Genomic DNA, 12,746 nt, shown 5'->3' with positions numbered 1-12,746 from the left:
GAAACAGTGAAAACGATCAGACTCCTATTGAATGACGAAGAGGCTGATTCACGTTTATCACTGAAACAGTGAAAACGATCAGACTCTAGCTGTTGATCGAAAGAACCGGTTCGCCGAGGACTTCGAAAACCGGCTCGATCCCCAGGCCCGGACGATCCGCCGCCGTCATGCGGCCCTGGACCCGCTGTGGCGCGCCGCGTGCGATCTCGACGGTGCCGTAACTGTTGAAGTCAGTGGCGGAGAAAACGAACTCCTCAGGTGTCGAGCGTGCCAGATGGGCGATCGAGGCGGTTACGATATCGCCGCCCCAGGTGTCCTCGATTGTCATGGGCACACCAGATGCCACACAGACATCCCGCATCACCCGCGCTTTGGTTAGGCCTCCAACCTTGGAAATCTTCAGATTGATCGCGTCCATCGCACCTTCGGCAAGGCCACGCATAAGCGTGCCGACACCATCGATCACTTCGTCAAGCACAAAGGGAAGAGACGTACGTCGACGCACAACGAGACATTCCTCGTAAGTCGGACAGGGCTGCTCGATATAGACATCGACATCCCGCACTGCCGCAACCACGCGGGCGGCTTCATGCATGGTCCAGCCGGTATTGGAGTCGGCCACCAGGATATCGCCCTTTTGCATCTCCTTGGCGCAGGTGCGGATTCGCTCAATATCCGTGTCCGCGTCGCCACCGACCTTCAACTGGAACTTTCTGTAGCCCTCTTCCCGGTAGCCGGCGATCTTTGCCGCCATCTGTTCCGGGCTTTCCTGAGAGATCGCCCGGTAGAGCCGTACCTCGTCCTGAGCTGCTCCGCCCAGCAGTTTATAGACCGGCAGACCAGAGACTTTGCCCAGGATATCCCAACAGGCCACGTCGATCGCCGCCTTCACATAAGGATGGCCCCGCAGCACGGCATCCATGTACCGGTTCAACGGCCCCAGATCCGTCGGGTCCATGCCGATCACCTTGGGTCCAATCTCCGCCAGGCCCGAACGCACACCACCGGCATAAGCCGGCAAGTAGGCAGACCCCAAGGGGCAGCATTCGCCGTAACCGGTCACACCCTCATCGGTTTCGACCGCAACCACCGTTGAATCGAAGGTTTCCACGAAGTTGTCGTTCGACCAGTTGTAACGCCCCTCCTTAAGAGGCAGATCCACTTGGTAGACCCTGATAGCGGTGATCTTCATTTTGTAGTGTCCCCTGTTCGTATGTTCGTTGACTTCGCGGGGCGAACGATCCGACTCTCGGCAAAGGTACGCGCCTTTACCGAGTCATCGAGCCGGTCTCAGAAAGTTCGGTTCGGCGCGTCCGGTTACGCGACCAGACTATCGAGAGCCTGCAGCGACGGGCGTGCGGCAATGGCGTCCCTTATGATCATTTCGACTTCGGCGCGCCGTGCCCCCGCCAGGGGCATACGCGGCATACGCACCCGGTCGTTCGATCCGATTTCCAGCGCCTCGGCCAGTTTGATGTTCTGGACCAGATAGGTCGAAACATCGAGATCCAGCAGCGGCCGGAACCAGCGGTAAATCTGCAGGGCTTCGTCAATTCGGCCGGCTTTCATCAGGCGATAGATGGCAACCGTCTCCTTCGGGAAGGCGACGACCAATCCCGCGACCCACCCGACCGCACCTACAGACAAAGCCTCGAAGGCAAGGTTGTCGACGCCAGTAAAGACGTCGTAGCGGTCGCCGAGCCGGTTTATGATTTCGGTCGTCCTGCGGATATTGTCAGAAGATTCCTTGATGGCGACAAAGCGCGCATCGTCAGCCAGTTCCTCCATCAGATCGGGGGTCACATCGACCCGGTAAGCCACAGGGTTGGAATAGATCATGATCGGCAGATCACCCGCTTCAGCGACCGACCGCAGGGTTGCCGCCGTCTCCGAAGGATTGGTGTGGTAGATCGGGCTCGGCACCACCATTAGCCCGGTCGCCCCTGCCTTCGCAGCCTTTTCAGCCAGAACACAGGCTTCGCGTGTGGCCGCCTCCGAGACAGTCATCAGCACCGGCCGTCCAGCCGCCGACTCCTGCGCGGTCTTCATGACCTCCAGGCGCTCGTCCTGCGAAAGCATGGAGCCCTCACCCAACGAGCCACAGACAATGATGCCGTCACAGCCGGCCTCAACCTGTAGGTCGAAACAGCGTTTCATCTCGACATGATCGAGTGCGCCATCGGTTGTAAACTTGGTGGTGACGGCGGGAAAGATGCCCTTCCACATGATCCTGTTTCCTCTTTTTTCTGCTATCCTCAGACTCAACGTGGGCTCGGGCTCGGCCAATTCAGTGAAAACGATCAGACCCTAAAACCCTGTAAGGCCCAAAAGATACCGGAGAACGGCATCCAGTCTCTATTTACATGAAAAACCGTGTCTCAATCACCCGACTCTCAGCACCGAGGTCTCACAATCTCGCAGGAATGGTTTCGTTCTGGCGTCAATTATAGTATATTGGATCCAATATGACATATCTTTCGTCTTGTCCAGTTTATCGTTTCGAACAGTGCGACCAGAAGATATGACGTATACCAACCTGCAGTGACCAAGGGCCGAGTGACCGAACACAGCATCTGAACGAGACAGGCAAAGTGGCAAGCGAACTGAACCTCAAGGCGATCGACCTCGGTCAAACGGCTTCGACCTCAGACGTCATTTACGACGCGCTGCGTGATGCGATTATCCGTGGGGAAATGCAGGAAGGCGAGACGATCCGCCAGGAAAGCGTCGCCAAGTTGTTCAACGTCAGCCGTATTCCCGTCCGCGAGGCCCTGAAACGCCTCGAAGCCCAGGGGCTCGTCACCTCGGTGCGTTACAAGGGCGTCGTGGTTTCCTCGATATCGCCCCGTGAAATCGAGGAGATCTTTGAGTTCCGGGTGCTGGTCGAATCCAAACTGATCGAATACGCCGTGGAATCAATGACAGAGCAATCCCTTGAGCTCGCCAAAAGCTACTGCGATGCCTTTGCCAAGGAGACAAATCCGGAAAAATGGGGCGACCTCAACCGCCTGTTTCACTCGGCCCTCTATCAGGATTCCGGCCGGCCCTACTATCTGGAAGTCATCCGGGGCACCAATGACCGTGTCGAACGCTATGTGCGGGCACAGCTCGACCTGACCGAAGGCATGACCCGGGCCAGACGCGACCACGAGATCATTCTGGACGCCTGCTTCAAGCGCGACGTCCGAAGGGCGGCCGACCTGACAGCCGATCACATTCACTCCGCGGGCCAGGCGCTCATCCGCTTTCTGCAGGACCGCAGCCGTTAGAGGCTTTCGTATTTTGATGGTTCTGGAGTCCGGTCATCAGTCCGGATACTTCGTTTACCTCGACTTGGATGTCCGTTTTTCCCAGCGCTCGAACAGGAGCGAACAGCCGAAACAGATCGCGAAATACATCACCGAAACCGTGATCCAAACTTCGAAAACCCGTTGAGTCGAATTGGCAACTTCGGTCGCGGCGAAAGTCAGTTCCTGGATAGAGATCAGCGAGACAATCGAAGAATCCTTGATCAGGGATATGAACTGTCCCGCCAAGGGCGGCAGCACCCGGGAAAAGGCTTGCGGTACGATCACGTAGCGCATCACGTCGAACCTGCTGAGGCCCAAACTGTCCGCAGCCTCCCACTGCCCGCGTTCGACCGATTGCAAACCGGCGCGCACGATCTCAGTGATGTAAGCGCCCTCGAACAGCGCGAGGACGATCAGGCCCGAAAGAAAATTCCCGAGCAGTTTTGGCGGCCCAAAAAGGAACTCGATACTCGCCAGAGACTCGGGCGATGCCTGCCGGACCCAGTCGCCGATATCGTCGAACAGCGGAATCTGACTGCTGATGAAGAAGTAAAAGATAAAAATGAACACCAGCGGAGGGACATTGCGGATCAACTCGACGTAACTACGGCCGATCATGCGCAATAGCAGAATAGAGCTGGTACGGCACAGCCCCATGACCATACCGATAACGCTGGCGAGAAGAATGCCCCAGATGGCCAGACGCAGCGTTGCATAGAAACCAAGCGCCAGCAGGTTAGGCATCCAGCTTCCGAGTTCCTCGTCCCACCGGTACAGAAAGTTAGGAATGACGCTCCAGTTCCAGCGATAATGGAGGACGTCATTGACCCTGTAGACCAGGAAGGCGACGAAAAGGACGAGGACAAGGGCGACGACGAAGTCGACCCAGGTAACCCGCGTCCTTTTCTGAGCGTTTGCAAGCATCATCGGCTTAAATCGACCGGTCGCACTGCCTTACTTCCCAACCTCGTCTTTCCAGTTCTGGGTCTTGAACCAATAGTCATGCCGTTCGGCAAGCCACCCGTCATTGGTCCTCACTTCCACCCAGTTGCTGAAATAGTTGAGTGCATCGGGATCGCCCTTGCGCAGGGCCATGGCCTCGGCTCCGCGCTGCAGAACCTTGTCGAACGGCTGATAGAGGACGTCCGAATTCTCGATGGTCCAGAAGGTTGGTTTGGGTTCGCTTGAGAGAACGGCGTGCGCGTTGCCGTTTACCACTTCCTGGAACGCCTGAGCGTCGTCGTCGAACTGCAGCAGGCGGGCTTTGGGAAATATCTTCTGCGCCAGCGTCGCCGCCGTGATTCCGCGCCGGACCGCAAGCTTAACGCCAGAAGCGTTGTAAGCATCGAGCGTCGTCATCCCATCCGCCAGTTTCTTGTTCGCGGCGAAGCCAACCCCCGATCGCGCATAGGGACGAGTGAAATTGACCGAAAGATTTCGCTGCGGCGTGATTGACATGCCGCCGATGATGACGTCGAACTTGCCCGACAACAGTGCCGGAATGATTCCGTCCCAGGCGGTCGGAACGAATTCGACTTCCACACCCATATCCTCGGCAACCTTCTTTGCGACGTCGATCTCAAAGCCAATCAACTCGCCTTTCTTGTCGCGCATGGCCCAAGGCACGAAGCTCGACATGCCGACTTTGATGACACCGCGTTTCTTGATGGTTTGAACAACGCTTTCGGCGTCTGCCGCCTGCGCGTGCGATACGGAGCCGGTGGAAACCGCAGCGACGGAAAATGCTGCTGCCGCCAAGGCTATCATGGTTCTACGATGCAAAAACTTCATGATCTTCTCCTCTGTACAAATTCGTTGGGCTCATAGCTTGCCCTCTTATTTGGCTCGCATTCTGTGCTCGATGACCGATACCAGGATGGAGAGCGGAATGATCAGAGCCAGATACATGGCGCCGACCGTGAAATAGACTTCGAAGGACATAAAGGTATCGGAAACGAGATTGCGCGCTTCGGTGAAGAGGTCAAAGACGGCAATCACACTCACGATGGAAGAATGCTTGATCAGAGAGATCCCCTGACCGGTCAGCGGCGGCAGGATCAGACGGATCGCTTGGGGCAGGACCACATCCCGATAGCAGTCGAAGCGGCTCAGCCCAAGACTCGCCGAAGCTTCCCACTGCCCTTTGGGTACGGCCAGAATTCCTGCGCGAAAAATTTCCGCAGCAAAGGCGCCCTCGAAAATGGCAAGCGTCAGGACAGCAGTCCAATAACGGTCGAGCCCGAAGATCGGTGAGAGCACGAAATAGAACAGATAGAGCTGCACGAGCAGAGGTGTGTTTCTGATGGCTTCCAGGTATCCCCTGGCAAGCCAGCGGCCCGAGAGAGAATCGGACAAGCGGAGCAAAGCCACCACCAAACCCAGGATCACGGTCAGGATCAGACTGATGGAAGTGATTTCCAGGGTCACGATAAGACCAAAAATCAGAGGCCCCCAAATCACTTCGCCATCGATGACGCGATAGAAGAAATCAGGCACCCGGTACCATTGCCAGTTATATCCCAGGCCCGCCTCACCCCGCAGCACGATCCAGACGCACCCCAGAACGAGCAACGCAAACATTGCAATGTTTGCGATCACAGACTGCTGCGACTGAGGCTTCTGAATATCGTTCATGAGAGTCACCGAGCGGAGATTCTAGTGCGACAAAATCTGGCTGAGGAACAGCTTGGTGCGGTCACTTTTCGGTGCTTCGAAAAAGTTCCCCGGCGCCGCCGATTCGACGATCTCGCCATTGTCCATGAAGACCATAGTATCGGCAACTGTCCGAGCGAAGCCCATCTCATGAGTCACGCAAATCATTGTCATGCCTTCTCGGGCAAGATCGATCATCACCTCCAGGACTTCCGCAATCATCTCAGGATCCAACGCAGACGTCGGTTCATCGAACAGCATGATACGCGGCTTCATGCAAAGACTACGCGCGATCGCAACCCGCTGCTGCTGTCCACCGGAAAGCTGAGTTGGATACTTTCCGGCCTGATCCGGGATCTTCACCCGTTCCAGATACTGCATGGCAAGACTCTCTGCGTCCCTCTTCGGCATCTTCTTTGCCCGCAGTGGCGCCAGCGTCAGGTTTTGCAGAACGGTCAGGTGCGGGAAAAGATTGAACTGCTGGAAGACCATGCCAACCTCACGCCGGATTGCGGTGATATCCTTGGTGTTGTCCGTCAGTTCATGTCCCTCAACAAAGATCCGGCCCTGCTCGTGGCGTTCCAGACGATTGATACAGCGGATCATTGTGGACTTTCCAGATCCGGAAGGTCCGCAGACGACAACCCGCTCACCCTCGCGGACCGTCAGGTTGATGTCCCGCAAAGCATGAAAGTCGCCGTACCATTTGTGAAGGCTATCGATCCGGATGGCTTCTGGAGGCTGTACTGCGTTTGGCGCAGTGTCCGGGAAAGTCATAGTCACCGGCCGCTTGAGAGTTTCGCCGAGACCGGAGTACCGGCTCTGTTAGGCCCGGCACATACAGGCAGCAAATCAATACACCAAATGCGGTGCCCCAGGGCAGCACTCATCACTGAATTCCCTCACCTCTACCTTCCCGTGATCATAGCAGCTTCTGCGACAACCACAGCCCGCGCCTCTTTGGCGTATTGTTATTTTGTATCCTATTAAGCAAAATGTTGCTCTTTATGCAAGTTTAATCTGACGATGTTCACGGGCCGATGCTCAGTCCGGTTCAAATCCAAAATTTGCCAAGAGATTGCATCATGGACTATATGCGGGAGCAGAAACGAACTGCCCCCAGTGCCTCGGGTCCAAAACCTACAGCAAGCAAGGCAACAAACTTCCGGGTCTTTTCACTGGTAATGAAAGCAAAAATCCTGGGCGGGAAACGGGGTGAGAAATGTCAAAAAGCGATGACCAACAGCCTTCGAATCAAGCCTTCGAAGCGGCCAACTCAACCAACGTCGACGACGCGGTCGGACGCGCATTAAACGATTTTCGGCTGCGCGCAAAACTCACGATCCGCGCTCTCTCGGAAAGAGCCGGTGTTTCCTCCGCAATGATCTCGCGGATCGAAAACGGGCAGGTCTCACCTTCGCTTTCGACGTTGCAAGCGCTGAGCAATGCCCTCGATCTTCCGATGATCAATCTGTTTCAGCATACAATCAACGCCGTCGACGTCACCCATGTCAAAGCGGGCGCGGGCATGATCTCGCGCAGACATTCGAAGGGCAACAGTCACGATTTTCAGATTCTGGGATATCATAAGCGGCAGGACATCAGGTTCGAGCCGCTATTGATCACTCTATCGAAGGACGACATAAGCGACGCACAGCACCTGTATCATCAAAACGGCTGCCAGTTTGTCTACGTACTGGAAGGAGAGCTGTACTATCACTACGGCGACTCCACCTACCACCTGTTGACCGGCGATTCCTTGAGCTTCGATACAGCGGGCGCCCACCGCATCGGCGAACTGCTTTCACCCACCGTCAAACTGCTGGTGGTCTTCGCTCAGCGCCTTTAGATAATATTCCTCAGGTTCTCGCTACAGGCCTCTGTTTTCGGATCAAATTTCCGCGATGTTGCGCAACAAGCATCATATTGCGCTATAGAAGACGGAAGTGAACCTTGACCTAGGGAGAGAGTCTTGCTCAGAAAAACCGTTGTCGCTGCCGCCTTGGCCGCAGCCCTGCCGTCATATGTATCCGCTGGCGAGGTCACCCTGTCGAACGCTGAAATTTCCAAACTCTTGACTGGGAACTCGGTCCAGGGCCTGCACCATGAAAAACACACGCGCCAATATTTCTCGAAATCCGGTCTGACCCTCTGGATACAGCAGGGTGACGTCCGACCCTCTGAAGGGCGTTGGAAAGCCGAGAACGACAGCTATTGCTCGTCCTGGACCGGCCTATGGAACGAGGAGAGCTGGTCCTGTTACGCCATCATGCATGACGAGAAACAAGGGCTCTATTACTTCACGGGCGAGGACTTCCGCGTTCCTTTCATCGTAAAGGACGGTCACAGTATCTCGTTCGACTAAACCTGCTTTCCGGATGCCGGCGACACCCGAGAAAAAATATTAGGGCATGACCGCTTCGATGAGATAAGGGCGCTTTTCGGAAAAACCCCGCTGCAACGCTGCTGCCAGATCCTCAACCGTCTCAACGCTCTCGCCCGAAACGCCAAATCCCCTGGCAAGGTCCACCCAACCGATGTTGGGACGCCGTAAATCCAGCATACTAAGCGCGTTTCTTCCAACCTGGGTCACGCCGACGTTCCGCATCTCGCCCTTCAGGATCCGGTATTCGCGGTTGGCGAAGATCAACGTCACCACATGCTGTTCTTCGCGTGCCTGTGTCCAGAGCGCCTGCAGCGAATAGGCGCCGGAACCATCGGCTTGGAGGCCCAGCACCGGCCGATCTGGACAGGCTACGGACGCGCCGGTCGCGAGCGGAAAGCCGCAGCCGATGGCACCGCCTGTTATCTGCAACCAGTCGTGAGCCACAGCCCCCCGGGTGATGCGATCCAGGCTCCGGCCCGAGGTGATTGCTTCATCGATGACGATCGCGTTCTCGGGCAGAACACGGGCCACCACCGCGGCAGCTGCATCGGGCGTGATGGCGCCGCTCGGAGCTTCGGGCAGGGCGAATTCCACAACGGGTGGAGCCGCGTTTTCAGCGCCGAGTGCTTCACAAACCGCAGTAAGAGCGGCGGCAATATCCTGACGCACGCCCGCCACAGGCAGTAGTTCACAGGCTTCCGGCAGAACGCGGCTGGGCTTGTCGGGATAGGCGAAAAAAGCAACCGGCTCATCGGCCCCAAAAGAGAGCACAGCCTCAAAATTCGCCAAGCGCTCCAGCGCCACATCAACCGGGTAAGCAATCCGTTCCACTGCCACCCTGCCGGCCCCGCGCATGATCCGGCGGTTACTTGTCGGCGCAAACAGTTCACATCCGGATACCGCTGAAATCTTACCCGCCAGTTCCAGATTTCCAGACATCAGAGCCTGATCACCCAATAAAAGTGCCACCTTTCGGCCGCTCCGCAGCCAGTCGACGGCCGCGGAAACCGCGTCGGCCGACACTGCAAGCGGGTGCGGCGGTTCGATCGCATCGGCCGCTCCCGACGCCGCGCTCCAAGCGCAGTCGGCTGGCAGAATCAAGGTCGCGATGTGTCCGGGCGCCTGGCGGGCAGCCGCCACCGCCTCGGCGGCATCCCCCGCGACGCGATAGGATGTTTTGCTCGAACGCACCCAGTCCGAAACCGGACCGGCGATACCCTCGACATCTGATGTCAACGGCGCATCGAAGTGCCCATGATAGGTCGCATGGTCCCCGACGATATTGACCAGAGGGGTCCTCGCCCGTTTGGCGTTGTGCAGATTCGCCAAGCCGTTGCCCAACCCCGGCCCCAGATGCAAAAGGGTTGCCGCCGGCTTCCCTGCCATTCGGGCATAACCGTCTGCGGCACCGGTGACGATGGTTTCGTGCAGACCCAATACACACTTCATATCGGGATGTTCGTCCAGTGCAGCGACGAAATGCATTTCCGAAGTGCCGGGGTTGGAGAAGCAAACATCAACCCCGGCCCTCAGAAGGGTCTTCACCAAGCTCTGCGCACCGTTCATTGACATGCAATCCTCGCAAACGATCTAAAATTAGGAGTCTTCGCTTATGCTACGGCGCGGCAAGCAACGCAAGACCGCCTGATGCTCCTTATGAAACGGTGGATATTGGAGTGCGATCGTTTTTCACTGATTTAGTAAAAACAATCAGGCTCTATGAAGAAATGAGTTTCTTTGGCGTGGAATCGCGCACGACCATGCGGGTTTTGACCCGGTGTACGCGGGCAGGAAGATCAGGTTCTGCCAATCGTGTTTCCAGCATGTGAATGATCGCATCGACAGTCAGGTCAACTGGATAATCAATGGTCGTCAGTCTGAAATTAGGCCAGGACGCCAACGCTGTATTATCGAATCCGATCACAGCAATGTCGTTGGGAACCGACAAACCCAGGGCTGCCGCCGCCTGCAAAATACCAATCGCCGCCATGTCGTTGATGCAGAAAACACCGTTCGGCCGGTCCGGCTTCGACAGAAGCTCCATCGCTATTTCGAAGCCGGTCATTTCCTCCGACTGGGGAATCTTGACGTTGTGGGATAGACTCCGGCCCGCCTCTTCCAGAGCTTCCACCAGTCCGTCCCGGCGTTCCTGGTCGGAAAAGGCGTAGTAAGTACCGCCGACATAGGCGATGCGTTCGCAGCCGGAGCGCATCAATAGCTCGGCAGCCATCCTCGCGCCCCCCTTGTTGTCGGCAAGTACGCTGTCGATACCGGGCGACTTGATGTTTCTGCCGCTTAGGATGACCGGCACACCGAGTTTTGCACATTTGAGACAGGCTTCCCGCGTCATGGTCCCGGCGGCCACAACGGCGGCGTCGACCTGATAGTCCAACGCCCCCATCAATTCGTCGTCGATCGGGCCGGAATCAACAACCGGCGTCAGCAGCAGCTTCTTGCCGCGCAGAGCAAGATGTTCGGCGAGACCATCGACCAGAGAGGAGTCAAAGACGTTGGAGGTGGCCCCGATGACCAACGCAACAAGATTGGTCTGGGCATTGATCATGCTGCGCGCGAGTGCATTGGGCCGGTAACCGAGCTGGTCCGCGGCCTCCATCACCTTGGCGCGCATACGCGGCGACGCGCTGCCGTTTATTGACAGCACGCGCGAAACAGCGGCGATGGACACTCCCGCCAATTCCGCTACATCCTTGATTGTGGCCCGGGCCATCCTCGTCCTATCCCTCCCCGAACCGGCGACTTTATCGACAAGTTATCGGTAAGGGAACATGAACCCGCGGACTGACACTGAAACCGGCCCGCAATACGATTCGCCGGACGATCAGGATCTATTCGCTAAATCAGTGACAAGCGTGAATCAGCCTCGTCGTAAATATACTAGATCGCGAGGTATTCCTGCCGTAGATCATCGTTGTCGAGCACTTCCTGTGCCGTCCCGTCAAAAGCCACCTGGCCCATGTCGAGGATGATCGCCCGATCCGCCAGGTTCAGTGCGGCAATGGCATTCTGCTCGACGATGACGGTGGTCAGACCCAGGCCCTTGATCTCTTCCAGAATCTTCTCGATTTCCCGCACGATCACCGGCGCCAACCCTTCGTAGGGTTCGTCGAGCAGCAGAAGCTTCACATCCCGTGCCAGCGCCCGTGCGACGGCCAGCATCTGCTGTTCGCCGCCCGACATGGTCACGCCTTCCTGCTTGCGCCGTTCCGCCAGACGCGGGAAGTGGTCGTAGAGTCGTTCGATCGACCAGCCGCGAGGCTCGGCAATCTGCGCGAGCTGCAGGTTCTCCTCAACCGTCAGACCAGGAATGATCCGCCTGTCTTCCGGCACCAGTCCGACCCCCTGCTGCGCGGCTTGGAAATCGCTCATCTCATGCAGCGGCTTGTGATCCAGCCAGATCTCGCCGTGGGTCAACTGTGGATCCGACATCCGCGCGATCGTCCGCAGAGTCGAGGTCTTACCGGCACCGTTACGCCCGAGCAGCGCGACGATCTCACCTTCCCGGATGTCGAAACTCACGCCTTGGACGATGTAGCTTTCGCCGTAATAGCCGTGAATATCCCAGCAGGAGAAAAAGGCCGGGCCTTTTGCCGGGTTGAGGGCGCCATTGGCCTGAACATTCGTCGTCTCTGTGATGCTCATAGGTGCGCCCCTCCCAAGTAGGCTTCCTGAACACGAGGGTCGCCCTTGATGTCTTCCGGCGCACCCTCGGCAATCACTGTCCCCTGAGCCAGCACGCTGATCTTGCTGGCCAACGAAAAGACCACATGCATGTCGTGTTCGATGACGATCTTGGTAATGCCGCGCTCACCGATGCGCTTCAGCAGATCGATAGTATTGTTGGTGTCCGCGCGTGACATACCTGCGGTCGGCTCGTCGAGCAGCAGCAGCTTGGGCTCCTGGACGAGACACATGGCCAGTTCCAAACGTCGTTTATCCCCGCGCGACAGACTGTTGGCATGCATCTCACGTTTTTCCGCCAGCCCCACATCTTCCAGTATATGCTCGGCTTTATCCCGGATTTCCGCTGCCTGATCGACCCGGCCCCAGGCATTGACGGTGTAGGCGCCGTCACGCTTGGCGAGTGTCGGGATCATAACGTTTTCGATCAGCGAAAGATCGCCGAAGATCTCCGGTGTCTGGAACACGCGTGCCACACCCGCCTGATTGATCTCGTGCGGCGCAATACCCAGCAGCGAAGTCCCATCAAACATTACTGAACCTGTGTCAGGCTTTAAACGCCCGACAAAACAATTCAGCAGGGTCGACTTACCGGCGCCGTTCGGACCGATGATGGCATGCACCGCACCTTCTTCCACATCGAGATTAACGTTGTGCAGGGCCTTCAATCCGCCGAAGCTTTTGTTGACGTCCTGGACCTGGAGGATTCCCATGACCTA

General features: G+C 57.1%; 13 protein-coding genes. 3 read left to right on the top strand and 10 right to left on the bottom strand.

The window, feature by feature from the left end:
• Positions 1-85: 85 nt before the first annotated feature.
• A complete protein-coding gene (locus QMZ18_RS05555) occupies positions 86-1,192 on the bottom strand; it encodes a cis-3-hydroxy-L-proline dehydratase (RefSeq protein WP_282605229.1) in 1,107 nt (368 codons plus the stop codon).
• Between the two features lie 125 nt (positions 1,193-1,317).
• Positions 1,318-2,226 carry a dihydrodipicolinate synthase family protein gene (locus QMZ18_RS05550; RefSeq protein ID WP_282605228.1) on the bottom strand — a complete coding sequence of 303 codons (909 nt, stop codon included), beginning with the start codon at positions 2,224-2,226 and terminating at the stop codon, positions 1,318-1,320.
• Positions 2,227-2,591: 365 nt separating this feature from the next.
• On the opposite strand from QMZ18_RS05550, the gene QMZ18_RS05545 reads away from it, so the two are divergent.
• A complete protein-coding gene (locus tag QMZ18_RS05545; RefSeq protein ID WP_282605227.1) occupies positions 2,592-3,269 on the top strand; it encodes a GntR family transcriptional regulator in 678 nt (225 codons plus the stop codon).
• Between the two features lie 54 nt (positions 3,270-3,323).
• Here the strand turns inward: QMZ18_RS05545 and QMZ18_RS05540 are convergent, their stop codons facing one another.
• Genes QMZ18_RS05540 through QMZ18_RS05525 form a run of 4 tightly spaced genes read right to left on the bottom strand, consistent with a single transcriptional unit; the run spans position 3,324 to position 6,719 of the window.
• Positions 3,324-4,217 (bottom strand): amino acid ABC transporter permease, encoded by an 894-nt coding sequence (locus QMZ18_RS05540; protein ID WP_282605226.1) that lies wholly within the window; start codon positions 4,215-4,217, stop codon positions 3,324-3,326.
• Between the two features lie 27 nt (positions 4,218-4,244).
• Positions 4,245-5,081 carry a transporter substrate-binding domain-containing protein gene (locus tag QMZ18_RS05535; RefSeq protein WP_282605225.1) on the bottom strand — a complete coding sequence of 279 codons (837 nt, stop codon included), beginning with the start codon at positions 5,079-5,081 and terminating at the stop codon, positions 4,245-4,247.
• A gap of 45 nt (positions 5,082-5,126) precedes the next feature.
• The gene (locus QMZ18_RS05530) at positions 5,127-5,924 is read right to left on the bottom strand and encodes an amino acid ABC transporter permease (protein ID WP_282605224.1); all 798 of its coding nucleotides are present in this window, start codon (positions 5,922-5,924) and stop codon (positions 5,127-5,129) included.
• Positions 5,925-5,945: 21 nt separating this feature from the next.
• Positions 5,946-6,719: an amino acid ABC transporter ATP-binding protein gene (locus tag QMZ18_RS05525; protein WP_282605223.1), complete on the bottom strand. Its 774-nt coding sequence runs from the start codon at positions 6,717-6,719 to the stop codon at positions 5,946-5,948.
• A gap of 445 nt (positions 6,720-7,164) precedes the next feature.
• On the opposite strand from QMZ18_RS05525, the gene QMZ18_RS05520 reads away from it, so the two are divergent.
• Positions 7,165-7,791: a helix-turn-helix transcriptional regulator gene (locus tag QMZ18_RS05520; protein ID WP_282605222.1), complete on the top strand. Its 627-nt coding sequence runs from the start codon at positions 7,165-7,167 to the stop codon at positions 7,789-7,791.
• 123 nt (positions 7,792-7,914) lie between these two features.
• On the top strand, positions 7,915-8,307 hold the full coding sequence (locus QMZ18_RS05515; RefSeq protein WP_282605221.1) for a hypothetical protein: 393 nt from the start codon (positions 7,915-7,917) through the stop codon (positions 8,305-8,307).
• A 39-nt stretch (positions 8,308-8,346) separates the two neighbouring features.
• Here the strand turns inward: QMZ18_RS05515 and QMZ18_RS05510 are convergent, their stop codons facing one another.
• The 4 genes from QMZ18_RS05510 to QMZ18_RS05495 all read right to left on the bottom strand — a co-directional run bounded on the left by QMZ18_RS05510 (position 8,347) and on the right by QMZ18_RS05495 (position 12,740).
• Entirely contained in the window at positions 8,347-9,894 is a 1,548-nt protein-coding gene (locus QMZ18_RS05510) for an acetolactate synthase large subunit (RefSeq protein WP_282605220.1), read from the bottom strand.
• A gap of 151 nt (positions 9,895-10,045) precedes the next feature.
• Positions 10,046-11,056, bottom strand: coding sequence for a LacI family DNA-binding transcriptional regulator (locus tag QMZ18_RS05505; RefSeq protein ID WP_282605219.1), 1,011 nt, complete (start codon positions 11,054-11,056; stop codon positions 10,046-10,048).
• 167 nt (positions 11,057-11,223) lie between these two features.
• Positions 11,224-11,988: an ABC transporter ATP-binding protein gene (locus QMZ18_RS05500; RefSeq protein ID WP_282605218.1), complete on the bottom strand. Its 765-nt coding sequence runs from the start codon at positions 11,986-11,988 to the stop codon at positions 11,224-11,226.
• Positions 11,985-12,740, bottom strand: coding sequence for an ABC transporter ATP-binding protein (locus QMZ18_RS05495; protein WP_282605217.1), 756 nt, complete (start codon positions 12,738-12,740; stop codon positions 11,985-11,987). The genes QMZ18_RS05500 and QMZ18_RS05495 overlap by 4 nt, the downstream gene beginning before the upstream one ends.
• Positions 12,741-12,746 lie beyond the last annotated feature (6 nt).

It is taken from the genome of Pelagibius sp. Alg239-R121, assembly GCF_947331435.1.
GTDB lineage: Bacteria > Pseudomonadota > Alphaproteobacteria > Kiloniellales > Kiloniellaceae > Denitrobaculum.
This window is presented reverse-complemented; position numbering and strand designations above follow the sequence as displayed.